Genomic DNA, 25123 nt, shown 5'->3' on the forward strand with positions numbered 1-25123 from the left:
CCAGAAGGAGGTTAAATGATGGATAAAGGTCCGAAGTTAGTTTTGGGAATGTTCCAAATTGATAAGGATAAAAATCGATTATTGGAGCCCACTAGATTATCTCCTCCCAAGAGACAGATATCTCTTACCACATTGTTAGTACTTTGTGTAGCTACGGGCTTGACTATGGGAGCGGGTAGCGCATTTGCGAAAGGGTCTCTATCGATGGATGACGGAGTGGTTGATCAAGTTCCATGGAGTACGAAACCTTCTCAGCAAGTAGAAGTGAAGCCTAACGTTTCTGCATTTGAAAAGAATACAAATCCAAGGGATTCTGGATCAAATGTTGATTCGAAGGAGATTCTCCCTGTAGCACCTTCCACGCCAGCTAAACCGAACCAAACGATACCAACATACGAGAAGAAAGTGGAGCGTTCGATCGATGAATCGAAAGCGAAGGAAAACGCCCCTTTCGTTAGCTTTAACAAGGAAAAAATTAACTCTTCTTCCAAAAAAGAAGGGAAAAAACAAAACGCAGTGTCTAAACAACCAAAGCAAATACCTGCATCTTCAGAAGTTACGAAACAAGCTACTACTTCAGCTCCTGCTGTAAGTACGAGTGCACCTCTACCAAAGACGGAGCAAGGTGGGAAGCTCCCACAAACAGCAGGTCATAATGTGGAAGGCGTAATGGCTGGGTTCGCAGCAGCACTATTGGCTGGTGGGTATTTATTTTATACAAGAAGGGTTCAGTCACAGTGAAATGGGATCGATGGCTTGCTATCTTTTTTCTAACAGCAGGGGTTGGCTATGCAAGCTATTCAGGTGTGAGTTATATGCTTCAATTACAGGTAGTAGAGACAACGGCGAATAAAGCGCATCCCCCTTCCGGGCAAGTCGAGAAGGGGGATGTAAAATCGGAAGATGTTTTATGGCGTACAGTACCTACTACTGAGCGACCTAAAAAAGGGGAGCATTTTGCTGATTTAGTCATCCCTCGATTAGAAGCAAAGATGCCTATTATAGAAGGCACAAATGAAGATGAACTGGAACGGGGTGTGGGGCACTATTCGAAAAGTGTCTTACCTGGAGAACCAGATAATGCAGTTTTATCTGGCCACCGAGACACCGTTTTTAGGCAGATGGGGAAGATGCAACTAGGTGACGAACTGCGTGTCGTTACATCTCGTGAGACATTTGTCTATGTGATTCAGAAAATGTGGAAGACAGATGCACTCGATCGTACCGTAATCGTTCCAAGGGAAAAGCCTGTCCTCACTCTTACTACTTGTTATCCGTTTTCATATATTGGTCCTGCCCCAGAACGATATATCATTGAAGCCCATTTAATAAAGCGATTGACCAATTCGGATTAATCAGTAGGAGGAAGACAATGTCACAACTAGCGAAGCGGAAATTTGCGATATTCGGATTTTGGCTGCTGCTGATCTACACGGCAGTCAGTACAACAGCTGTATGGTTAATCCAATTTGGCATCGTACCTTCGAGCCCACGCACAGTAGCGGCGGTAAAACAAGAGGCGCAAGGCGAGGGCGGTGGATTAGGAGACGTTTTAAGTGAGACGGCTTTTGTAGATCAATTTGTACGGGAGTATTTTACGTGGAATCAAGGAAATGAGACGATTCGTGCTAGTCGATTGAAGCCTTATTTGCATTCCACAGTAGATTCGCAAGCAGGGATCGATATGAAAAATGCTACCTACAATTCATTTCCACGTTCGGTTGGAATTTGGAAAATCGAAGATGGTGAGGATGGGGTAAGAAAAGTATATGTCACAGTAGATACTGTTTTGACGCATGCTAAGAACGAAAGTGATCAACGCAGGGCAATCCGCTATCTAGCAGTTACGGTTAAGAGATCAGGTGAGTCTTTCTTGGTAGTTGATAAGCCTTACTTAATGGCCTCACCAGCATCTGCCAAAATAGAGCTGCCTGAGACGAAATCCGAACAGGGAGAAGCGGTTTCGGATGCAGAGCGAGTTCAAATCGAGAATTTCTTGAAGTCGTTTTGGAAGGTATATACTACAGGAACGGTCGATGAAATTGGGTACTATGAAAAAGAAAAGAATGTCATTTCGAAGGGGTTGGCAGGTTTAGTTGGCACGCCTGATGTAAAAAATGTGGTCATTATCAAGAAGCAAGGAAAACTAGAAGTGAAATGTGATGTGTCGTTTTCTGACTTACCAAGCGGAGCTCAATTATCCTATCAATACTCTCTATCAGTAGTGAAGGAAGGCGACCGTTTCTATGTAACCAATATGAAGCAAGGAGTGAGATAGTATGAATGATGTTTTGTATCCATTAGCTATTTTTTTAGCGGATACTCCGGCTGCTAAATTAGAGAAGTCCTTAGGCTCAGAGATCGGATCTGTTTTTTTACTAATCGTTATTTTCGTAAGTGTTACTCTATTTTGGAAGCGTGCGTTTACCGCTTTTTTAGGATTTGCATTGTTTGCCATGTTCGTCAGCGTATTTGTTTTTAAACCAGAATTGGTGCAATCCTTGGGTGAAAATGGGTTTTCATGGCTATTTGAAGCGTTTTTGAAGTGATGCTATGAAACAAATTCGAGTTTACAACCAGGTTTTTCGTATTGAGAAGACCGTCTATTCCGTTCAAGGGATTCAATTACCTATTCCGGTTTCATATCGACAGTTAGCTTTTTTTGCGGGGACTTTATTCCTTATGTTTCTACTCAATGAAATTCCCCCGTTTAGCTGGGTCGATTACTATCTGATTAAGTTTATCGGGATCCCTCTCTTAGTGGCATGGTTTTTTACAAGGAAAACGCTAGATGGGAAAGCACCCCATCGATTTTTGATTCGCTTTCTGGAGTACCGCTCACAGCCGAAGTACTTTGCTAGATATCAAGAAATACCCGTTGAAAAAAAGGCTAGATACCACTACACAGGTACGGTTGTATATCGCAGACATGAGGAGGTGACGGATGATGCCAAACATTCCCTTTCCGATTAAATACTTTGAGCAGAATCTTATTTTTGGCATAGATGGAACCGTCTCTGCTTATTATGAATTGCAACCTTTTAACTACGATTTTCGTTCGGTGGATGAACAGTTGGATCTTCTCGGGAATCTGGAGACTCTCTACTGGAATATACAAGCTGATACGCATGCACTCGTCGTCCCTGAATTTCACAGCTTAGAAGAGCATCGATCAGGATTACGTAGTCAGCTATCTCCTGATCTCGGAAAAGCGGGTGCTGGATTTATTGAGGCTAGCATGGACCATTTATCTGGGAAGGGTGTACATTCGCACCGCTTTTATCTAGGAATCAAGCTAAAGGAAAGTCAGGTGAAGAACGGTTCTATTTTTGCGGATCTCACATATGTATGGAAGGATTTTAAGAGATATTTGCTAGCCCGTTCTGGAGCAGAGATTCCTGAAATTTTCGAAGAGGAAATCCAAACGTATCGGACTCAGGAAGAGTTGTTTTACTCTCGAATCAATAGTTGTTTTCGGGTGCGAAGAGTGGCGACCGAAGATTTTGAGTGGTTGATTAGGCGTAGTTTTTATCGAGGAATAGCTAGGACTCCAAAACGAAAAAGTTGGAAACCGGAAGCTACTCCTGTTCACATACAAGGAAAGAAAGCACTTCGCCCCGGACGTGATGTACTGACTTTAGCAGAAGGATCGTTTACTGCTACTGCGGGACGTCGCTTGGAAGTTGAGCAATTTATTAAAGGAGTATCTCGAAAAGGATATATGGCTTTTTTAACCATTTCGCATATTCCAGATAAAGCTCCGTTTCCTGGGATTGAGTGGTTGTATCAGCTACAAAAACTCTCGTTTCCTGTTGAAGCTTCCGTTAGAACCGAAACAATTGAGTATAGTAAGGCACTCGCTCAAGTTCAAAATAAGAAAAAAGAGCTAAAAGCAGAAGATGAGCACGCGTCTGAAAGTGGTGAAGATACTTCTTATCATATCTTAAACAGTCGCCAAGAAGCCCTAGAGTTAGAGAACAATCTGCGAACGGACAAGTTTCCTTTATTAACGACGTCCATCGTACTATGTGTCTCTGCTACAACGGTTGAAGAGTTACATATGCGTATTCAACTAATCAAAGATTTGTATAGCGACATGATGGTTCAAATTGAAGTTCCCTACGGAGATCAGTGGCGGGCATTTAATGAGTTTTTACCAGGCTCTAAGCGTTACATTACAGATTATATTCACCATATGGACCCCACTGCTGTAGGAGCAGGGATGTTTGGTGCAACACGCCAATTGGGGGATGGCCAAGGGCACTTTATCGGGATGTCACAAAATTTGCCGGTGTTTTTCCAGCATGATCGTGGTCCTAAAGATCCTAGATTAAGTACAACTGCTTCAGCAGCTTTTATTGGATCGCTCGGAGCTGGTAAATCACTGGGGGCAAATTTATTGGCTTACCAAGCACTTTTAAATGGATCAAAAGTATTGATTTTTGATCCGAAAGATGAGCGTGGGCATTGGCCAGATTTATTACCTGAATTAAAGCCCATCTCTCGGGTTGTTACACTGCGGGCTAGCATGGAGGATCGAGGGAAATTAGATCCTTTATCAGGAGCCCATAATCCAACCGAGTTGACCGCATCGGCTGAAACGGCCAAGCGAATTCTCCAATTTTTATCAAGAGCATCTGACGGTACTTATGAAGCGATTTCCATCGGAAAAGCGGTGGACTACGTTGTACAAAATGATCCCAAGCCATCGATGACCGCAGTGCTTGAAGCTTTGATCGAATCGAATAAACTAGCACCCGAGAAGAGGCAAGAGAGTTTAGGAGAGATGGTAGATGTTCTCCAATATTTAGCGACATCGGGCCAAGGACAGCTTTTGTTTGGAGATGGTAGTCAAGAAGCAATCGACTTGTCGAAACCGCTAACCATCTTGCAAATTGAAGATCTACAGCTACCAGAAGAGAGTCAAACGGATTTTGGTCGTATGGGAATAGCCCTGTTGATGGCGATCTCGGATTTCTCGCGGAGATTCTCTCATCAAACCGGTGATGGCTTTAAACTCGTTCTGTTTGATGAATCTTGGAGATTAGCGAAGGTTCGTGAAGGAAGGGCGATTTTAGAGGAGCTAGTTCGTACAGGGAGAAGTAAAAATGCCGCCATCTACCTGATTAGCCAGAATGCAAAGGATTTACTAGGGGAAGAGATCCGATCCAACTTAGGCTGTCGATTTGTTTTTCGGTGCCGTGACCAGCGAGAAGCAGAAGCCGCTTGCGATATCTTAGGCATCGAGGCGAATGATTACAACGTGGAGAGGATTCGTAATCTCCCAACCGGAATGTGCTTGCTATCTGATCTTGAAAAACGTGTCAATGAATTAGAGATTCAAATAGTAGAGGAACGAATTTTTCATGCATTCGATACCAGACCTGGCTCAAACAAGAAGCCACAGACAGGAATTACAATTGAACGGATCACCAGGCGGACTGGTACCTCTTAAACATTCGTGTGGTTCAAGGGGAAAAGAAAAGGAGTAAAGTGGATGAACAAAACAAGATGGCTACCCATGAGCTTCATCCTCCTGCTTATCTGCCTCATATGTAGCCGTGATCTGGTCTATGCAGAAACAGGGCAAGACAGCTCTACACCTTCAGGGGAAGTTCAAACAAAAAGTGCAGATGGCAACAATATGTTGTTTGATGTTTTTACAAGATTTCCAGAAGAAAAGATAAAGAAATCCAAAGAAGCGGGTTATGAAGTAAACTATGCCAGATATGATTCGAGCCGGTACACTTTAGAATTTGAAGCGGATGGTCAAAACTGGTGGGATATAGCTGAAAAGGCCGAAAACATCGGGCATTACACCTTGTATCAACTAGATAATACGATCTGGCAAGTCATCCTCAGTTGGGATTTTACGGTCATTTCGGCTATCCAGAGCGCATTTTCATTGGATATTGTAAATGAGTTTGCTGAAACGGTTGAGAAGACAATTCAACAATTTGCTGGCTTTAATGGAACCACCATCGTAGCGGGCAAGGGATTATGGGGCGGGTTTATCTTATTTATCATCGTCCTTTCAGGAGCTTGGTTTGCTTACAGAGGTTTATATAAGCGAGATCAGACGAATGCCGTTTCAAGTATTATTACGATGATGGTGATCTTCATGGCATCATTAGCCTTCTTTGCGAATGCGGGTGGGATCATGAAGGATCTAAATGCGATTAGTAGTGGGATCAGTACGGAGTTGATGGGGATTTCATTAAATCTAGGTGATGTGGGAACTGATGAAGGAAGTTCGGAAGATGATGTAGTGGATGGAATTCGAAATGGTGCTGGAAAACCACAAAACTCGAGTGAAGTAAAAGCTTCTCCTGTTACGTATCCGTTTCGTTTAGCAGATCAAGTGTACCACCTACTCATTTATGAACCCTATTTGATGCTTCAATATGGCAATGTGGACGGCTCCGATGCTGTTAACTATGCTAGGGCTAAGAAGTTGCTAAGCCAAAAGCCTGGTAGTGAAGCCCGAAAACAAGTTGTAAAACAAGAGGTCATTGGGACAGATGGAAATCCGCCTAATATCATGATGACAACAAAAGGCACATTTCAACGACTCAGTATTCTATTGTTACTCGGGATTACCCACTTTGTCATCGGGATTGTATTCTTCTTAACAGCAGGAGCAGTCATTCTCTATCAATTTTTCTTTATCATTTTTGCTTTATTTGCTCCGATTGCACTGCTCTTAGCACTCTATCCTGCATGGTCGAGTATTGCGGTCAATTGGCTCAAAACATTTTTAGGATATCAATTAATCAAAATCGTATTAGGCGTCTTTTTAAGTATCTTGCTTACAATCTCTAATTTCCTTTATCGCTTAACTCCGCCTAAGGATTATGGATATTCATGGACGATCATTATGCAGTTAATTTTAGTGGTGGGCGTTATGTGGAAGCGAAAAGAGTTGTATGGGGTATTAAATACAACGTTTTCTGGGAAGCCCGATCAGGGGATTGCGGACCCTGGTTTACGTAACATGCTAAATAAGCTCAATCAGTATGCTTCAAACACTTCTACTAGACTTGGAAAAATTCGACGTAAATAGTAGTAGAACCTTGTTTCCGAAAGATTATGGATCAATGTGATACTTGATTCAAAAAAGGTGGGGTTACGTGGTATGAGTTGGCTAAAAGAGCCCAAAGGCGGCGATGATCAGCTCAAGGGAATTCCTAGGCTTGTATTGTTCTATTTGGTCATACCAGTAGGCGTTCTTTTGCTCTTAGTACAAGTTTGGCCTTATCTGGAAGAAACGCTAGAGGGAAGAAAAGCAGGCCAGACTGTTGCAAATGAGGCGAAAAAAGTAGTAGTGGATACAGCTGGATCTGTCTGGGATGTTGCGCTGCAAGTTTTGTTTTGGGGTTTGGTAGTAGCGGCTGTAGGAGCTGTAATATGGGCGATTGGCGGTTATATTTTGTATCGTTATTACCGACAACAAGCACTTTTGCAAGCTCGATATATCCGGATTTTACCCTCAGACGATACCGTTTTGGATATTGAAAAGATAACGGTTTTGACTCGTACTTTTGGAGAGATGCATCGCCATCGTCGTCACCGTGTTTTATGGGGACCGCCTTGGTTCCGATTACGATTTGCTATGCCAATTGGCAGTAATGAGATCGGCATCTATCTTTCATTTCCACTCGATAAAAAGAGTAGTGTTATTGATACCATTCGTGGCACGTATCCCAATGCGGAGATTCATGATCTGAAGCCAAGCCAATTTCCACAACCTACAGCGGGTGGGGTAGGCGGGATTTTTACCGATCAATGGGGGAAGAGAAAGGGCTTGCCACTGGCTTCTCTTGAGCAGAAAAAGGTAAGTATGTTAGGGGACGTCTTAAACTGCCTACGACCCGGATCTTTTATCGATCTTCAATTTTCGCCTGTAAAATGGAGCCGATTTGAAAAGAGATTTGAAGATGCCTATGATGATTTGAAAGATAAAAAAATGAGTGATTTGGATCCTGAAGAAAAGCAAAGGAAGATTAGTCTCATAAAACGTACCACGGGGCGAGAACTCCCTTTTAAAATGCGGTTATCGATTTGGTCTAATTCACCACAAGCTGTTTCCGTTATCCGATCGACTGCAGAATCGATTACAACGACGATGAATTATGATGGTACGATTCGATTCTGGCTACAATCTCGTTGGAATCCGATGGCGGATGCGAATCCAATCCCGACTCCACTACCCGGTAGCTTCATGATTTGGTCTGGAGAAGAGATGGCCAATTTATTTCATTTGCCACCTGCCAATCACTTTATTTACCAAGACCCTGAACCAAATGATGAAGATCCTCGGGGAAGGCTCCTACACATCTCTCAAAATCAACGTTCCTTAGCTGAAAATGAGTGGACGGAAGGGGTATTGATTGGGAAAGTGAAGCATCCACTCTATACTCGAGAGGTGAGAGTCCCTCATGAGCACCTTAGCAGGCATTTCCTCTTAACAGGAGCGAGTGGGATGGGGAAATCTAGCGCAGGAGTTGAAATGATCCAGTCGATGATCGATGATTGGATTCAAAATCCAGAGGCACCTGGCTTTACCATTATCGATCCTGCTAGGGAAATTATTGCGATTATTGAAAATCGCTTGCGTTATTTAGAAGGAACAGGAGTCCATATTCCGAAGGAAAAGATACACCACTTTAATCTAAGTACTGATACGACTCATGTAGTGGGGCTTAATTTGCTACACTCCATTCCTGATATTCCTGTGAATGAGCTGGCGGAACAGATTGCTGATATTCTGTTGTTTAAGCAGACTTCAGGTGACCTACAAGCCCGCACACGCCGCTTACTAGCTATGGCAATTCATAGTTTACTAGAGGACGATGTGGCTCACACCGTGCTGGGAATCGATGATTTTTTCCGCAACGAGAAGTTTCGTCACAGTGTCCTTGAAAATGGAAAAGATCCTTATGTAAAGAGATATTGGGCCAAATTTGATCAACAGATGAACTTGGAAATTGAGCCGATTTTAGCCCAAATTGACCCTTTACTACAAGATCCGACTATGCGAAGAATCTTTCTACAAAAAGAGTCGCTGTTTGATTATAAGAAGGCAATGGATAAAGGCCATATCGTGTTTTTTGATCTGTATGGTATGCAGGATAATGAGGTGAAGGTAACAGTTGGGCATCTCGTTCATCTCTATCATCAATATTCCAAGCAACGTGACTATAGTGCCAGATTCCATCTCATGTTAGTTGAAGAGGCGCATCTCGTTCAGATCCCCATTGTGACGGCTCTATTATCAGAGGATGCCAAGTATAATTTTGGGATCGGGCTTGTGACCAGAGATATTGATTCCTTTCATGAAGAGAATTTTATGCAGGCTATAAAGGGCAATATTGGGATGATTTTAAGCTGTGCCCAACATGAAGGTGCCGATGAAGTAGAAAGCTTGACGCGTGGAACGGTCAAAACAACCTTCTTAGAACGACTACAGGAGCGAAATGTCGCCGTTTATTTACGAACAAAGAAAAATCAACGTAGTCATACGACAGTATGTGTGGTTGAAAATGATCCGCCGTTTGTTTATTTGCCAGATGGAAAAGTAGCTGATCACCGTACAGAGGAACTCGGGTTAGCCAGGAGATGGGGATTAGATTGGGGTCTAGAAATCATGAAGCAATCTGCTGAAGCTCGCCCTATTGAAGAGATTGATCCCCAAATTGCTGAATATATGACCGAAAACTACAACATCCATGATTAAATCTGTTCAACAGGACATCAGTTTGGAGTGGTGGAGAAGTGAAACAGCTAATAAAAACAATAGGTCCTTTCCTTGAGATCTTCCTGATTAGTTACTTTATGGGCTTTGCATATGGGAATGCCGTGGCAGTTATGAGTATCATCTTTTTGTGTATCATAAGTTATTTCATAAGGCCCTTTATCATTCCGCTTGGTTGGGGAGTGGCAGCTTTTACCGTTATATGGGCATCAGATCAATTTTCTTTGCTAGATGCTCTTCTGTTTGCGGGACTGGTAGGGGGATGTCGCTATCTGCTAATGCGCTTTAAGATATGGAGTTAGCATTATAAAAATCAGGAGCTTGCAATAGGCTTCTGATTTTTTTTGTAAATTGAAGGTCAAAATGATAGCAATTTTTTTGATATATGAGGTAAAATGTTTACCAAGTAATTTTAATGGAATTATGGTATTTAGATAATGTAACATTAATATTCATCATTGTTTAAGGTTGATATTACCATGAAGGAGGTACCCGTTTGGTGCTCAACCGGTGCTGGACCTTACGGACGAAGGTAATTCTTTGGATTAGTATGATAAATATATTAGCGATCTCTGTTGGTATCCTCTTTCTTTATTGGGAGCATGGGGAAATCAATGTCGGATGGATGATTGGCGTTCCCATGGGGATGATGTCTATCGAATGGATTGCTACGATCAAGCTGTCCAAGTACATAAAAAAACGCATTCATAATGAATTGCATAAAGAATTATCTCAAGTTCATGAATATATGGAGTCAATGAGAGCCAAGACACACGAATTCCAAAATACTCTTTATGCGATTTCCGGTTTAATTCAGCTACAATCGTATGATGAGGCAGTTTCACTTATTCAACAAGAATCTCAGCTTCATCAGGATCCAATAGGGGTATGGACGAAAAAGGTGAAAGATAAAAGAATATCTGCTATCTTAATTGGGTATTACAATCATGCAAGCGAAATGAAAGTAACTTTGCAGATTGATCCCGATACAAATATTCCTGAACATATTAATATTCCAAATATAACATCATTTATCTCGTTGTTCGGCAATTTGGTTTTGAATGCAATGGAAGAACTACAAAAGGTGCAGGGTGAAAGAAGGATACGGATTTATATGGAATGTATAGAAGATACATTGGTTTTAGAGGTTGAAGATAATGGTTTCGGAATTAGAGATGAGATGGTTCCGTTTATCTTTGAAAAAGGATTTTCTACAAAACCAATCACGCATTCTGGAAAGCGTGGTTTTGGATTGTGGAAAGTAAAACAAATTGTAGAAGAGTATGGCGGTACGGTGTTTGTAGGGAGAGGGGATTGGAATGGCTCTCTATTTGCCATTACTCTACCATTGAAAGGGGATGAGAGACTTGATAGAAGTGTTAATTATTGAGGATGATCGGCGAGTTGCTGAGATTAATCGTCGTTTTTTGGAGAAAATGAAAGGATTTAAATTAATCGCGATTGCGTGCTCTGGAGAAGAAGCAAAAGAGTACCTAGAGGTGATGAGACCGCAATTGGTTCTTTTGGATGTATATCTTCCTGATATATCAGGAAGCGATTTAGTATGGTATATCAGAGAGACTTATAAAAACATAGATATTATTATGATGACAGCTAGTGGAGAAACGGGGATTGTTCAAGAAGCTCTGCGTGGTGGGGTCTTTGATTATCTAGTAAAGCCGATCACGCTGGATCGATTTAGACAGAGTTTGGATAAATATAAAGAACGTGTACAGTTCATTCATTCGATGAAAGTGATGGGTCAAGACGAAGTGGACTATCTCATACACCGGGGCGCACGAGAGGAAATAGAGGGATCTCATACGATGTCTTTGCCCAAAGGGATTGACCCAACGACACTCGAAAAAGTAGAGCGAGTTGTGTTAGGGAATGGAGAGTCTGGACTGACGGCTGAACAAGTAGGACGAAAACTAGGAGCGAGTAGAACCACAGCAAGGCGTTATCTCGAATATTTGGTTTCGATGGAGAGACTTCGAGCAGATCTAGCATATGGAACGATTGGTCGACCTGAGCGTAGATATGGGATGAACGTAGATAACATGTGATTGTGAATGATTCATACATATTTTTCCTCATCGTTTCTATTTTTTCTACATGTTTCCAATTTGAGTGGGAATAGTATAGAAAACGACTTGAGGAGGATAAGATGTCACGTATTGTTGCTGTAGGAACTGCTGTTCCTCCCCATATATTAAAACAATCAGACGTAAAATCCTATGTTGAACATACTTTTTCAGATTCTGTTCAACATATTGATCGATATTTATCTATCTTTGAAAATACTGCGATCCAACAACGTAGAATGAGTCAACCATTAGAATGGTTTAAAGAGGATCATACCTTTGCTGAGCGGAATCAAATCTATATTGAGATGGCGTGCCAATTAGGCGAAGAAGCGATTCTTAGATGTCTGGCTCAGAGTGGTTTTCACATTCGTGAAATCGACCACTTAGTATTTGTATCGACAACGGGACTAGCGACTCCTAGTATTGACGCGCATCTCGTTCATCGTTTGAATATGAATCCGCATATCAAGAGAACTCCTATTTGGGGATTAGGCTGTGCGGGTGGTGTAGTTGGTTTAACTCGAGCATTGGAATTTGCAAAGGCGTGCCCAGATGAGAAGATATTGCTCGTAGCAGTGGAATTATGTGGGCTTACTTTCCGTAAAAACGATCGTTCCAAAAGCAATATTGTGGCAACGTCCCTGTTTGCTGATGGAGCGGCGGCAGTGCTGGTTACTGGGAGTGAAGTACCGATCCGCGTTCCCCAAGATACAGTTTTGCATTACCATTCATCTCAGAGTCGAATCTTCCCCGATTCCTTAGGAGTAATGGGTTGGGACATAGAGGACGACGGTCTGAAAGTTGTTTTTTCTAAAGAGATCCCGACGTTGGTTAAAAAAGAAGTGGGTCCTGTTTTACGCTCCTATCTACAAAATCATGGTCTCTCATGCAAAGATGTACAAAGATGGATCGCTCATCCGGGTGGCAAAAAAGTGTTACAAGCTTACGAGGAGATTACAGGATTACCAGCAGAATCCTTTGCCTCAGCTTCTGAAATTCTACGTGATTTTGGCAATATGTCTTCAGTAACCGTCCTGTTTGTCTTACAACATGAGCTGCAAAACCAGCATCAAGAGCAGGAAAAAGGCATTTTACTAGCAATGGGTCCCGGGTTTAGTGCAGAGTTTTTATTAGTAGAATGGCTTCCTATTCAACAAGAGAGTCAGTTGGCACAACCAGATCATGTCCCGAACCCTCGATACCAGCGGCAGTTTCCTGGTTGGGAGGTAGAGATTACATGAAATGGACACTGATTCTCTGGTCTCTAGTTGTGTTACAAAGGATCTGGGAAATAGGAGTTGCCAAACAAAATGGAGAATGGATTAGACGACGGGGTGGACAAGAGATAGGGGGAGAGCATTATCCCCTTATAGTAGGCGTTCACGTGCTTTTTTTTCTGGGAATTCTTGTTGAAATGTTTTTATATCACGCCACCTCTCCCAGTTGGTGGTGGCTTCCATTTACCCTGTTTATAGGGGTTCAAGCTTTACGGTATTGGTCGATTCGTTCCCTAGGGCGATTCTGGAATACAAGGATTTGGGTTATACCGAATACGCCAATTGAACGAAAAGGGCCTTATCGATATATGAGGCATCCCAATTATGTAGCAGTTGTGACGGAGTTCTTGGTATTTCCGCTTCTCTTTGGGGCTTACGTAACCTGTATCGTGATGACATTCGTCAATATACTCGTTCTCGTCTTGCTACGTATTCCTATGGAAGAGAAAGCACTACAAGAAGTGAGCCTAAGCTTAAACGAAGAAGAAATGGAATATACAGGTGGCTTGTTTTCTCGTTGGGATCAAGAGCCGTCGTGATGTAAAATGAGTAGGGGACCGATTTGGGGTCCCCTAAAATAATGAAATAAGGTGAGAAAATGTCCGATCATAAAGTGGTATTAAGCGGAAATAAGGTTGAATTGAAAGATATATCATTAGAATATGTAGAAAAAATATACTATTGGAGATACTTGGCAGAGAATCGAGAACATCTTAACTGGAATGCTCCTTATCATCCTATAGACGAAAAATCATTGGAAGAATTTATAGAAGAGGATTATCGATCTCATTTAGATATCACCACAACGAACCATGTTAGATCAAAGTTAGCTATCATCGTTAATAATAAGTTGATCGGAACAGTTGGTTGGTATTGGGTGGATCAAAATACGAATTGGTTGGATAGTGGTATTGTCATATTTGACCCCGATTTTTGGTCTGGAGGCTATGGTACGGAGGCATTTAAGATGTGGGTCGATTATTTATTTGAAAATATGGATATCGTTCGTGTGGGTATCTCTACATGGTCAGGAAATGAGAGAATGATTGGCTTAGCTAAAAAAGTTGGAATGATCCAAGAAGGGCGAATTCGGAATGTGAGAATAGTGGAGGGAAAGTACTTTGATTCTGTAAAAATGGGGATATTGCGAGAAGAATGGATAGAATTCAATAAATGAAAAATAGAAGGGTAGGCGACTATGATGAATTGACGCCTACCCTTCTATTTTTCGACATAAGAACCTCCTTTTTTCAATCAGTACTAGAATGAACGTCTTGGCACTATATATAATTATCGAATTTTATCGCTTGAATCAGTAGTAAGAGAGGTGGGAGATGATGCCTCGTATGTCAAAACGTCCAATGCGTAAATCTAGGAGCATTTCGTTTCGTTTTGCACGAAATAGATGGGTTTCCACTGTGATCATTGTGCTACTCATTTTAATCCCTATTTTATGGACCGCTGAGAAAAATATTGATCCTGTACTCATGCACATTGCGGTTACAGAAGTGAAGAAAGAAGCTCAATCTGCGATTACGAAGGGGATTGAACAGCAAGTTCATATGGGAGAAGAGTTAAATAAGCTCATACAAGTTCAAAAAGCAGAAGACGGCAGGATTGTTTCGGTTCAATTGGAACCACTCATCCAAGCGAAAATATATACAAACAGTGCGAAGGAGATCGAAAAATCGATGGCTCATCTGAAGGATAAACCGATTGAAATATCCTTAGGCCAGGTGATGCAATCTACTATGTTTGCAGACGTTGGACCCGATATCCCTGTGCAGATGTGGCAGGAAGGATCAGCAAAAATTAGCTTAGAGCCAAAACTTGAATCAAAAGGGATTAATATGGTGCTGATCACCGTTAATTTGGTTGTGCAAACAGAATTAGGAATCATTGTTCCGTTTAATAAAGATATGATTCAATTTACTACGTCTTATCCCATTGCGCAAACGATGGTGGTAGGGGAAGTTCCAAGCTACTACTATAATTCGGAAGATTCCAAGCCTAGTGGAAACCAGCCTGCTTTGCCACCGATCGAAAAGAAAAACGAGCATTGATCTCGTGGATCGATGCTCGTTTTCATGACGTTATTTAGAAGGGAAATACTCTTTCCAGCGTTTATCTACTAATTCTTTGATTTCAGGTAGGGGCTCGAGCTCATCCGGATATCCGGGCTTCATTCGCGCATCAATGATAATTGGACATTCATAACTCGAATGGTGTCGGACAAGTTCCGCTTTGGCATAAATATCATATGCTGGATCAAATCGTGTAAATGCTGTCCACAAGAAGGAAGTTTGATCAGCTGCCGCTTGGATATCGTCTACGAGGAAAAGGAAACACCAGTCTTTCAATTGATCACCATAATGGGTAAGTAAGATGTTAGGAAGATCCGGATTTGCCTCGTAGGCATCAGCCTGGAGTACTAGCGCACCTCGACAGTAGACAGCTACATCATGGATTCCTTTCATATCAGGTCCGTGATACTCCGATGGCAAGCTTCTGACAGGATCTCCTGTTCCAACTAAGACTGCTTTACTTCCATGATTGAAACGACGACCGGTATAGTCCAACGTATCCATTGAAGTGTTATTAAAAATGAACAAATCAGTTCGTGGGTCAAAACGCTCCATTACAGCCTCAAATAATTGAGTAAAGTTGCCTAAATCGACGGCTTGATCCGTCACAATTAGGAATTTGGTTAGCGTTAATTGTCCTTCGCCTAAGATGCGGAATGCATTGGCTAGAGCTTCGCGCTTATAGCTTTCTCGTACCACAGCAGCCGCTAATGGATGGAAGCCCGTTTCTGCATAGGTCCATAAATCACGTACACCTGGCATAGCCATCGGGAATGCAGGCGAGAGAAGACGTTGGAGGAAATCTCCTAAGTAATAATCTTCTTGCTTCGGCTTTCCAACGATGGTGGCTGGATAAATCGCATCGGTACGGTGATGAACAGATTTTATGTGGAAGACTGGGAAGTCATGCGCTAAGGAGTAGTATCCATAATGATCCCCAAAAGGTCCTTCTAATCGGCGTTCATGGGCAGTCACTAATCCGGATAGTACAAATTCGGCTTCCGCAATAATCGGATAGCCCCCATCTGCAGGACGAACAACAGGTAATTTTTCACCTACAATTAAGGAAGTAAGAAGTAACTCAGGTAAAAATTCAGGAACGGGAGCGATGGCAGAAGCAATCAATGCTGGAGGTCCGCCTAAGAACATGCGAACGGGTAGATCTTGGTTTCGTTTTTCCGCTTCAAAGTGGTGGAACCCGCCTCCTTTGTGGATTTGCCAGTGCATTCCTGTTGTAGATGCATCATATACTTGCATGCGGTACATTCCCAGATTATGTTGCCCCGTCTCAGGATGCTCAGTATATACAAGAGGTAACGTGAAAAAAGGACCCCCATCTTCTTGCCAAGAAGTAAGGACAGGTAGTTCATTTAGATTTACTTGCATTTGCTTAGAGGCAAGCGCAGGAGCTTGGCTTTCGGAAACGGTTTTGAGTCCGACTTTTAGTAAATCTTGCAGTACCTTTCGCTCTTTCCAAAGGGCTGATGGAGTGGGAGGAAGCATCGTATGGGTAAGTTCCACCACTTTTTTCATTAATTCCTCTGGGCGAGTTCCAAATGCTAAGTTAACCCTACGGATGGTACCAAAAAGGTTTGTGGCGACAGGGAATTGACTCCCTTTTACATTTGTAAATAATAAAGCAGGTCCTTCTTCATCGATGACGCGTCTATGGATTTCAGCAAGTTCCAGTTTGGGATCAACTGGGGCAGTGATCTCTACCAGATCTCTTTCCTCACGAAGTTGATCCAAAAAGGAACGTAGATTTTTATGCAATGGAATCTCTCCTGATTGTCATGATTTTTCTATGTAGTACCTATGATATAGTATTAGCATATGTGAGAAAAGGAGTTTCTTATATGAGCGTAATTGTATATTCGAAGCCACATTGTCCAGAGTGCAATGTGTTAAAGCGCTTCTTGCGTGATTATCAAATTGACTTTGTGGTTCGTGACTTAAGTAAGAACCCTAAATATGTTGATGAAGTGAAAAGTATGGGATTCCTGGGAGTACCTGTTACCGTAATCAATGGAAAAGCGATCCCAGGCCTGCAGCCTGATGCGATCTTATCGATGCTTGGACGGAGATATTAAACATGATGTAATGGAGCCCTTCCTTGTTAGATCGCCTAACGAGGAAGGGCTCCATTTGATTTGATTTTCTAATGCTTCTTCTTTTTATGAGTAGATTTTTTCTTGATTCGTGCCTCTTTCTCCCACTTTTTTAGAAGGGGAAACGGATCGAAAGAGTAATTGCGGCTTCCGTTAAACTTATAAACTCCGTAATGAAGATGAGGCGGGAATTTTCCAGAAGTACCAGGTGGCCCATAACCAGAAGATCCTACTGCTCCCAGGACTTCTCCTGGAGTAACGAGGTCTCCTTTTTTTAACCCTTTTCGAAACCCTTTGAGATGTGCAAAGTAGTGATATCGATTTAGTGCATCTCGAATTCCAATTCGCCAACCACCAAACACATTCCAACCGACTAGTTCTACATATCCGTAGCAGGTACTAAGAACGGGAGTTCCATATCCAGCAAATATATCCGTTCCTTCATGGATACGACGTCCCCCCCATCCCCGATTGGCACCCCATGTTCCTCTGTATGTAAAGTTATATTGGAGAGGGATGGGGAATGAGCTAGCATCTAATTGAAGGGTTTGATGTTTCTGATAGAGGCGTGCGATATGGGTAATGACATCAACGGCGCTAGGTTGTTGATAGTATTTCCAAAGTTGCTCTCGAATTTGATCCTCACTATTGCCGGAGCTACTAAGAAAAATAGCCATGGAATAGAGGACATCTTGATCGTTCTCCGAATCGACAATCCCATCCCCATTCCCATCACGTCCCATGCCCTGAAAGAATTGAATGCTAGTAGGGTTTGAGCTATGTAAGTCTGGATTCGACAAGCCTGACCATTTGGAATCGATAATCTGGATGGAAGTAATCCGATTAGGCAATGGTTTCGTATCTTTCTTTTGGATGTTCTGCTCGTATTGATCCATAGCAGCTAAATACTCCCACGGCAGTCCGGTTTGAGATCCTACAGAGCGAAAGAGAGCTATTTTTTTTTCATGTTCAAGGTCGGGATTATAGGCAAATCCTTCGATTGGATAAGTAAGAAGAGAGAAAATAACGAGCCAAATACATAGAGTACCAACCTTCTTGCTTATGGTCGCTTTCTTCATTCTACCACCCCATTTCTAAGCCATTATTCTGTTTGTTAGTCTGTCATTTTTCGCTGAAATTAAACATGTCTCTTGCTTTTTCCATGAATGAAGCAATTCCCCTTTTGGAGCATTCAATTTTTTGAAGGTAAATGTGGTAAGATAAGAAGATAAGAAAAGTTTCATCTCCAAACGAATTGTTCGCATTTGTTGATATAGAGGAGGAGTAGTCGGTGACGACGGAACGTGTGGATGGAAAAGAGCGTAAGCCCGAATGGTTAAAAGTAAAATTAAGTACAGGTGAGAACTACCAGGAGTTAAAGCGGATGATGCGCAGTAAGACGCTTCATACTGTGTGTGAGGAGGCAAGATGTCCAAACATCTATGAGTGTTGGGCTAACGGTACGGCTACTTTCATGATTTTGGGTGATATCTGTACACGTGCTTGTCGCTTTTGTGCAGTGAAGACAGGACTCCCTACAGAATTAGATTTAGCAGAACCAGAACGTGTAGCAGAAGCGGTTCAGCAGATGAGAGTACGCCACGCAGTTATCACATCGGTAGCACGAGATGATCTCAAGGATGGCGGTGCAGGGATCTTTGCTGCTACGATTAAAGCAGTCCGTGCTAAAAATCCACTTACGAGTGTCGAAGTGTTGATTCCCGATTTTATGGGGAATTGGGATGCTCTGCAGGTCGTGATGGATGCAAAACCCGATATTCTCAACCACAACATTGAGACCGTTCGTAGGCGTTCAGATCGTGTTCGATCCAAGGCCAAATACGACCGGACACTCGAACTACTAAAGCGCGCCAAAGAAATGCAACCGGATATCCCAACGAAATCCAGCATCATGGTAGGTGTGGGCGAGACTTACGAAGAAGTAAAAGAAACCATGCATGATTTACGCGATCATGATGTAAACATTTTGACGATAGGTCAATATTTACAACCTACCAAAAAACATATCAAAATTGAGAAGTACTATACACCTGAAGAATTTGCGGAGTGGAAAGAGTACGGCATGGGTCTTGGCTTTTCACACGTGGAATCTGGTCCATTAGTACGTAGTTCCTACCACGCTCACGAGCAAGTAAAAGGACATCAAAAAACGACGGAAGAGCGCCTAGCTCAATAAGGATATCTGGGATCATGCCAGAAAAAAAGATTGAGGTTGATGGATCTCTATGGAAATCGTGGAAATTCAAGGATTTACCTTTGAAGTGGTCATGGACTATAAAGAAGGTTGGAATCCAGAGGTATTTAAAAAACGTTACAGCGAGATCTTAAGTAAGTATGATTTTATTGTAGGAGATTGGGGATATGGTCAACTGCGACTAAAGGGATTTTTTCACGAAGACCATATAAGGGCAACGGCTGATACGAGTATCAGTTACCTCGAAGAGTATTTAAATGAATACTGTAACTTCGGCTGTTCGTACTTTATTCTGCAAAAGATATTTACACAAGACGATACAAAACCAAAAACAACCGAATCAGACACCGTGGTATAAACAGAAAAAGACAAAGAAAGCCCTTTCCATGCGAAAGGGCTTTCTTTGTCTACAAAAATAAAATCCATACGCTATATATACGTACGGATCGTACTTTCCTTAAAAAGTTTGTTCTAAAAAGAACTTCAATTCCTCTGCGGACTCTGCGTTAATGCCAAATGCAAACTCGAGATAACCTTCTTCTTCTAAATCATCTTTTCCGATAATGGCAAACTTACTGGACTGAATATCCATAACAACCATTTTTCCATAAAATCGATCCGTTCTCATGATGACGAGATCAAACCGGACAGTCTCACCCATGAATCCGACAAAACGAGTATTTGTTTGTACCGTATCGTCGTATAGGTGCATGAAGTCATCCAACATCATGGTGCTATCTCCTTCACTGTGTGGATTCTGCCCCATTATACCGTAGGAATCGAAGTTTGCAAGCCTTAGAAGAAAAAGAGAAATTTGCCTTTCTTCTGCCTCTTTGGCACCACCGGTTGTTCACTAGCCGCGGCAGATAACTTCTGTGTAAAATGAACATTTCGAAGTTCAAGCTTTAGTTGATCTTGCTTCTTCCGGATCTCATCGAACATCTGATGAACATCATTCCCCGATACGCGGTCTAGATTCAGTGAGACTAACTTGTGCTCCATATCTTCAAATGTCTCAAATATGGTATACATATGGTCTTCCATACGATCCATCCGCTCAAATAACTCTTCCATCAAATCACCCATCTGATTCATGGTTGACATGACCTTCTGCATCGTCTTCTCTTGTGTAACAATTGGTAAAAAAGCGACATCCTCTTGTGAGACAGAGGCAGCGGGTGCTGGCATCGATAACTTCCCCTCAAATTTAAGATCTTCACGAACCTGCTTCATCGACTGATTCGGCACCGCAAGCCGCTCTTTAATGTCCATTAATCGCTCTAAACTATCTTCAGATAGGATATAGTGTCCACGCTCATTTAGATCGGGACCAATATAGTCTTCAAATACATCAATCCACTTACGAATCGTCCTCGCATGGACCTGGAGGTGCTCCGAAACTTCCCGAGTAGTGAGGAATTCCTTTTGATTGATCAATGAAGATCCTCCTAACATTTTTCTTGTTAGGTATCATTTCTCTTTGAAAAATAGGAATCCTCCTTGTTGACAAAGGAAGTCAATAGTTGACAGGAAAGTTGAACTTTTACCTCCTGAGCTGAAGCAGGAAACGGTGGATCGGTGGGAGAAATGAAGTTTACCTACAAAGATGAAGGGAGAAAGCTAAAATGAATAAGGAAGATCATAAAGTGGATATAGAAGGGACCCCATTCAATAGTGCTATCGACCATTACCAAAAAATTGAAGGTTTACCTAACAAAAGTGTTAACCTAAGCAACTGCCCAAATGGCTCCGGATTTTTTGGTATTGTGTGATGATCATCATGGTAGGTGGATCTCTCTTTTTGCTTTATATGTCTTTTGTTGATTAGGTTTTTTTCCCTATTAGTGAATAAAAAATACGAAGGATGAGCCATTCAAGTAGGCTACATCCCTCGTAGTAGCCTGAAAGTCCATTTAAAGCTGATGTGGGTACAAGGCGGTCAAATCTTGGAATATTCCTTGACGGTGTAATGCTCGGAAGAGCTCTTCGACCGTCTCTTCGTTTCGTGTGTCAAGTGCTTCCATAAGCAATTGCTTTGCTTCTTGATAGGTAGGAGGATTTTTGCTGTATAGAATGTCCATAGATACCCCAGGAATATTCTTCTTTACAAATAAAGGTTCTTTACCTGTAAGGCGATCAACTAGAACTGATTTAACGATTCCCAAACGTGTTCGTGTATCTCCAAAAATGTTATTTTGGACACACCAATCCCAAAAAGCGTACTTTTCATTTGTCACCTTTGAGAAGGACAAGAATTCAACCATTTCTCGTAATTGAGCCACTTCTTCTTTTAAGAGGTCCAATTCACTTGCAGGTTCTTGGACGTAATTTTTTTTGGCATCTTCCAGTTCTTTCAGTCGACGTTCATATTCGTTCAATTACTTCACCTCTTATAAGACTAGAATAAAAAGACATTGATAGCCCACTTTATAGCATCTGCTATTTGCATGGCTGTTCCGGGATTTAAATCCAATGGACCTTTTTTAAGATAAATTTTTTCATCTCTTTCAAAATTCCTTTTAAATTGAATAAAAAAATACGAAGGATGAGCTACTGTAACTCTTCTACATCCCTCGTATTTACATAATGAAGCAACCAATGAAAATACCGTAAGGATAGACCCCATACATGAAGCAACTAGATTCCTGCTTCTAAAGGTGGATCGCCTACAAACAGTCTGTACATTAAAGTCGTGCCTCCTCCTAGTCCAATTACAAAAAATGATGGAGAGGTAAAGCCTGAGAACAGGTGATAAGTAAATAAATGTCGAAATTAGATAAGTGAGGGAAAAACAAGTCTAATCGAAAAAATATCATACCCACGTCCATAAAAAATGGTGTTGTTGTCCATTTTGAATTTTTTCCATGTGATGTTTGGTAGATAAATCTTCACTTTCGTGTCAGTTGTGATAACAAGTGTTTGCTCTGTTTTTCTACGTATAGCAACATAGACTGCTTCCGTAGTTTCGTCAGGTAATTTGGTCGTCCGACGTTCTTCCAGGTCAAACACTTGCTTTAAAGCTAATCTAGAACATTTTAAGGCTTCTAAAGACTTGGCTTTGATATGAAACCGTAGCATGTTTGTCCCTCTCTTTCTCAAGTTTTTCGCAATCATTTACTGCACAAACTTAGTGTACTAGGATATGTTTTTTGTATCAAAAATTTAAAATGTTTAATTTTCATTTCGTGGTATTTAACTTCTATTTTATTTTGAAATAACTTTCCCTAACTTTTAGTGGAATGTGTATATTTATTTATCAAAAATGTTATTTCAAGTTTGCTTTTGATAGGAAAATGACTATTTAAATAGAGTTTCAACCAAAAAATTTTCTTAAGGATGATTGATGAAATGGGGAATAGTACCAATTCTATTTTCGTTACTGCTGAGTTAGGTGCAATGTTTAAGAATGAAAGGAAAGCTAGGGAGATAAGTCAATTGGAGCTGTCAGATGAAATTGGCATCGCGAATTCGACCATTAGCAAGATAGAGAAGGGTGTATGCAAGACAAATAAAGTCTATTTAGAAAAGCTATGTAGTTACTATGGGATGAGTATAGATGAGTTTTCAGCCCACCATACCATTCAGCCAGTCATCGACAAAGCAGATACACGCCTTCAGTTGATGGCTATAGAGTACGATATAGATTTAATGGATTTAGAACAAGGGATTGAAGACTTGAGACAATTCGAAGAGTACAGCAAACTAGAAGGTATAAAAGAAAGCTTGCTTGTTTTATTTCCATATTATCTAAGAGGAAAGTATTATGAGAAAAAGAGAAAATGGAATTCTGCATTAGAACAATATGGGACAGTAGTCCAGATCATCAATTCATCTATTGAAAATATAGACGAGGAAAACCTGAAGTCAGCCTGTTTGAATGGCATGGCAAGAGTTTATCTGCGCCAAAACTATTTAGACGAAGCTTTAGCTTATGTAGATCTCGGAATCGAAGCATTTAATCCTGATAGCAAGCGTCACCACATTCAATACAATTTGTGGATTAATAAAGCCATTATACTTGAAAGGTTAAACCGAGATGTTGAAGCATTATTGCTAGTTGAATCTGTTTGCGAGCGAGGGAGCTCTAGTATACGAAGCGGTGACGCATGGTTAAACTTGTTGCTTATTCGAATCGAGTTGTTAAACAAGCTAGGAAGGTATGATGAAGCCATTCATTATGTGCAAGAAGGCTTATTCCTTGCTCGTGTGGATGGATTATATGACCATGCATTTGACCTCTGGTCTTCTTTAGGTGAAAGCTATGCTCAAAAAGGATTAATGGTAAATGCTGAACTATGTTATCAATCAGCATTAAAACTAGAAGGTAAGATAAAAAGAAAGCATTTAGCGATCAAAACACACACTCATTTAGGTGTTGTACATTGCGAATGTGGAAAATTGAAGCTAGGTCAATCTACATTGGTTAAGGCTGTCCAGTTAGCTCGCGAATATAAGGATGTTCAACGCTTAGTGAAGTCTCTTATATCATTAAGCCAAAGCCTAGTCATGCAAAACAAAGATATGGAAGCATATAAACATCTCATAGAAGCACGATCCATATCAAAAGAATATAATTTCGGGACTCTGACATTTACCGTTTTACTGAATATGAGCGATATTTGTAAGAGGAACAAATTACCCGATTATCAAAAAGTAATAGAAGAATTCCAAGAGCTATCCATTCGTTTGTTGAAGAGAGATAGAGCATTAATGACTCATCAAGTCGAAACGATCAGAGGAGTTTAAATTAGCGACCCACCTAACTGATATATAAATAGGAAACACGTACAACCCAACTCTTAGTGAGCTGGGTTGTTTTTCATTTTTATTAATATTGGAGGAGGTTTAGTTAGAAATAGTGTTTTCCAATCAGGAGAGTATACAATCCCCGTTAGGAGAAGTTTACCAAACCAAGCTGATTTCCGATGTGTCATCCAACATGTCGGGTTGTCTGCCCTGTGTTAATCTACCAAAATGGTCACTTTCAAAGCCAATCACAATTATTTGATATCCCATTGACTTTTATATGATCGCCCGACTATTTTGATGGATTGGGTTGAATGTAGTCAACCGTAATGGTGGCGTTAATAGGGGTAGGTTGGATTCCATTCATTTGATCGCCTGTCCAGTTGGTAGCAGAGAACACATACTTCTTACCTGCTAGTACGGTGGCGAAAAATTCGACTGATTCTCCATTTTTTATGTTGCGATCTGGCATAACAGGAACTAAGTAGTTAGGCATGTCCACTGTCTCATCCACTCTCATTAAACCCCAAGAAGAGAGGAAGCTTTTAATTTTGTCATAGTCTACATGGCTGGTGGCAATTTTGATACGTACCCTAGAAGTATGGGTAGCAGTAAATTGAGCGAAATGGTCATTAAATAAATTCAGATTACAGTTTTCTGTTATGGCATTCGATACCACAGTATAACCCATAGTGGAAATTTGTGAAGGGGATACTTCTGTAGTATCGTGCGCATATGTAAATGAAGGGAGAGTTAGTTCTGTCCCGGTTAATATGGCACTACAAGCGATCATTCCTGCTATCAGACGTTTTGACTTCATTGATTTGTCTCCTTTATAAAAAACATAAAACC

At 41.3% G+C, this 25123-nt stretch carries 27 protein-coding genes; 20 read left to right on the forward strand and 7 right to left on the reverse strand.

Features of this window, described 5'->3' with window-relative positions; genetic code table 11:
• Window positions 1-15 precede the first annotated feature (15 nt).
• The 15 genes from J2Z48_RS03385 to yunB all read left to right on the forward strand — a co-directional run bounded on the left by J2Z48_RS03385 (window position 16) and on the right by yunB (window position 15181).
• Window positions 16-741: a hypothetical protein gene (locus tag J2Z48_RS03385; RefSeq protein WP_307251051.1), complete on the forward strand. Its 726-nt coding sequence runs from the start codon at window positions 16-18 to the stop codon at window positions 739-741.
• A complete protein-coding gene (srtD, locus tag J2Z48_RS03390; RefSeq protein WP_307251052.1) occupies window positions 738-1355 on the forward strand; it encodes a class D sortase, LPxTATN-specific in 618 nt (205 codons plus the stop codon). The genes J2Z48_RS03385 and srtD overlap by 4 nt, the downstream gene beginning before the upstream one ends.
• Window positions 1356-1372: 17 nt before the next feature.
• On the forward strand, window positions 1373-2278 hold the full coding sequence (locus J2Z48_RS03395; RefSeq protein WP_307251055.1) for a conjugal transfer protein: 906 nt from the start codon (window positions 1373-1375) through the stop codon (window positions 2276-2278).
• Window position 2279: 1 nt separating this feature from the next.
• Window positions 2280-2549, forward strand: a complete 270-nt coding sequence (locus J2Z48_RS03400; RefSeq protein ID WP_307251059.1) for a hypothetical protein — start codon at window positions 2280-2282, stop codon at window positions 2547-2549.
• Window positions 2550-2553: 4 nt separating this feature from the next.
• Window positions 2554-2973 carry a TcpE family conjugal transfer membrane protein gene (locus tag J2Z48_RS03405; protein WP_307251062.1) on the forward strand — a complete coding sequence of 140 codons (420 nt, stop codon included), beginning with the start codon at window positions 2554-2556 and terminating at the stop codon, window positions 2971-2973.
• Window positions 2945-5455 (forward strand): ATP-binding protein, encoded by a 2511-nt coding sequence (locus J2Z48_RS03410; protein ID WP_307251064.1) that lies wholly within the window; start codon window positions 2945-2947, stop codon window positions 5453-5455. The genes J2Z48_RS03405 and J2Z48_RS03410 overlap by 29 nt, the downstream gene beginning before the upstream one ends.
• Window positions 5456-5497: 42 nt before the next feature.
• Window positions 5498-7063, forward strand: coding sequence for a CD3337/EF1877 family mobilome membrane protein (locus J2Z48_RS03415; protein ID WP_307251067.1), 1566 nt, complete (start codon window positions 5498-5500; stop codon window positions 7061-7063).
• Window positions 7064-7135: 72 nt separating this feature from the next.
• Window positions 7136-9736, forward strand: a complete 2601-nt coding sequence (locus J2Z48_RS03420) for a type IV secretory system conjugative DNA transfer family protein (protein ID WP_307251069.1) — start codon at window positions 7136-7138, stop codon at window positions 9734-9736.
• 38 nt (window positions 9737-9774) lie between these two features.
• A complete protein-coding gene (locus J2Z48_RS03425; RefSeq protein WP_307251071.1) occupies window positions 9775-10056 on the forward strand; it encodes a hypothetical protein in 282 nt (93 codons plus the stop codon).
• 197 nt (window positions 10057-10253) lie between these two features.
• Window positions 10254-11144, forward strand: coding sequence for a sensor histidine kinase (locus J2Z48_RS03430; RefSeq protein ID WP_307251423.1), 891 nt, complete (start codon window positions 10254-10256; stop codon window positions 11142-11144).
• Window positions 11113-11820: a response regulator gene (locus J2Z48_RS03435; RefSeq protein ID WP_307251072.1), complete on the forward strand. Its 708-nt coding sequence runs from the start codon at window positions 11113-11115 to the stop codon at window positions 11818-11820. Before J2Z48_RS03430 ends, J2Z48_RS03435 begins: the two co-directional genes overlap by 32 nt.
• Window positions 11821-11921: 101 nt before the next feature.
• The gene (locus tag J2Z48_RS03440; RefSeq protein ID WP_307251074.1) at window positions 11922-13082 is read left to right on the forward strand and encodes a type III polyketide synthase; all 1161 of its coding nucleotides are present in this window, start codon (window positions 11922-11924) and stop codon (window positions 13080-13082) included.
• The gene (locus J2Z48_RS03445) at window positions 13079-13657 is read left to right on the forward strand and encodes an isoprenylcysteine carboxyl methyltransferase family protein (protein ID WP_307251077.1); all 579 of its coding nucleotides are present in this window, start codon (window positions 13079-13081) and stop codon (window positions 13655-13657) included. The genes J2Z48_RS03440 and J2Z48_RS03445 overlap by 4 nt, the downstream gene beginning before the upstream one ends.
• Before the next feature lie 59 nt (window positions 13658-13716).
• On the forward strand, window positions 13717-14295 hold the full coding sequence (locus J2Z48_RS03450; protein WP_307251080.1) for a GNAT family N-acetyltransferase: 579 nt from the start codon (window positions 13717-13719) through the stop codon (window positions 14293-14295).
• A 169-nt stretch (window positions 14296-14464) separates the two neighbouring features.
• Entirely contained in the window at window positions 14465-15181 is a 717-nt protein-coding gene (gene yunB, locus J2Z48_RS03455; RefSeq protein WP_307251082.1) for a sporulation protein YunB, read from the forward strand.
• Between the two features lie 30 nt (window positions 15182-15211).
• On the opposite strand, the gene J2Z48_RS03460 is transcribed toward yunB, so the two are convergent.
• Entirely contained in the window at window positions 15212-16975 is a 1764-nt protein-coding gene (locus J2Z48_RS03460) for a menaquinone biosynthesis decarboxylase (protein ID WP_307251084.1), read from the reverse strand.
• Between the two features lie 83 nt (window positions 16976-17058).
• Between J2Z48_RS03460 and J2Z48_RS03465 the strand changes: the two genes are divergently transcribed.
• On the forward strand, window positions 17059-17292 hold the full coding sequence (locus J2Z48_RS03465) for a glutaredoxin family protein (protein WP_307251085.1): 234 nt from the start codon (window positions 17059-17061) through the stop codon (window positions 17290-17292).
• A gap of 68 nt (window positions 17293-17360) precedes the next feature.
• On the opposite strand, the gene J2Z48_RS03470 is transcribed toward J2Z48_RS03465, so the two are convergent.
• Window positions 17361-18389, reverse strand: coding sequence for a M23 family metallopeptidase (locus J2Z48_RS03470; RefSeq protein WP_307251088.1), 1029 nt, complete (start codon window positions 18387-18389; stop codon window positions 17361-17363).
• A gap of 212 nt (window positions 18390-18601) precedes the next feature.
• Here J2Z48_RS03470 and lipA point away from each other — a divergent pair, with 212 nt between their 5' ends.
• Window positions 18602-19507, forward strand: coding sequence for a lipoyl synthase (lipA, locus tag J2Z48_RS03475; RefSeq protein WP_307251091.1), 906 nt, complete (start codon window positions 18602-18604; stop codon window positions 19505-19507).
• Between the two features lie 49 nt (window positions 19508-19556).
• Window positions 19557-19883 (forward strand): YutD family protein, encoded by a 327-nt coding sequence (locus J2Z48_RS03480; RefSeq protein ID WP_307251093.1) that lies wholly within the window; start codon window positions 19557-19559, stop codon window positions 19881-19883.
• Window positions 19884-19982: 99 nt separating this feature from the next.
• Here J2Z48_RS03480 and J2Z48_RS03485 read toward each other — a convergent pair whose 3' ends face one another.
• A complete protein-coding gene (locus J2Z48_RS03485; RefSeq protein WP_307251425.1) occupies window positions 19983-20252 on the reverse strand; it encodes a DUF3055 domain-containing protein in 270 nt (89 codons plus the stop codon).
• Window positions 20253-20320: 68 nt separating this feature from the next.
• Entirely contained in the window at window positions 20321-20962 is a 642-nt protein-coding gene (locus J2Z48_RS03490; protein WP_307251096.1) for a MerR family transcriptional regulator, read from the reverse strand.
• 188 nt (window positions 20963-21150) lie between these two features.
• Here J2Z48_RS03490 and J2Z48_RS03495 point away from each other — a divergent pair, with 188 nt between their 5' ends.
• Window positions 21151-21297 (forward strand): hypothetical protein, encoded by a 147-nt coding sequence (locus J2Z48_RS03495; protein WP_307251098.1) that lies wholly within the window; start codon window positions 21151-21153, stop codon window positions 21295-21297.
• Between the two features lie 141 nt (window positions 21298-21438).
• On the opposite strand, the gene J2Z48_RS03500 is transcribed toward J2Z48_RS03495, so the two are convergent.
• Together J2Z48_RS03500 and J2Z48_RS03505 are read right to left on the reverse strand one after the other, a co-directional pair.
• Window positions 21439-21903 carry a hypothetical protein gene (locus J2Z48_RS03500; protein WP_307251100.1) on the reverse strand — a complete coding sequence of 155 codons (465 nt, stop codon included), beginning with the start codon at window positions 21901-21903 and terminating at the stop codon, window positions 21439-21441.
• Window positions 21904-22297: 394 nt separating this feature from the next.
• The gene (locus tag J2Z48_RS03505; protein WP_307251103.1) at window positions 22298-22603 is read right to left on the reverse strand and encodes a hypothetical protein; all 306 of its coding nucleotides are present in this window, start codon (window positions 22601-22603) and stop codon (window positions 22298-22300) included.
• A gap of 270 nt (window positions 22604-22873) precedes the next feature.
• Between J2Z48_RS03505 and J2Z48_RS03510 the strand changes: the two genes are divergently transcribed.
• Entirely contained in the window at window positions 22874-24271 is a 1398-nt protein-coding gene (locus J2Z48_RS03510; RefSeq protein WP_307251105.1) for a helix-turn-helix domain-containing protein, read from the forward strand.
• 292 nt (window positions 24272-24563) lie between these two features.
• On the opposite strand, the gene J2Z48_RS03515 is transcribed toward J2Z48_RS03510, so the two are convergent.
• Window positions 24564-25091 (reverse strand): hypothetical protein, encoded by a 528-nt coding sequence (locus J2Z48_RS03515; protein WP_307251108.1) that lies wholly within the window; start codon window positions 25089-25091, stop codon window positions 24564-24566.
• Between the last annotated feature and the right edge of the window lie 32 nt (window positions 25092-25123).

It is taken from the genome of Croceifilum oryzae (assembly GCF_030814315.1).
Classification (GTDB): Bacteria; Bacillota; Bacilli; order Thermoactinomycetales; family Thermoactinomycetaceae; genus Baia; species Baia oryzae.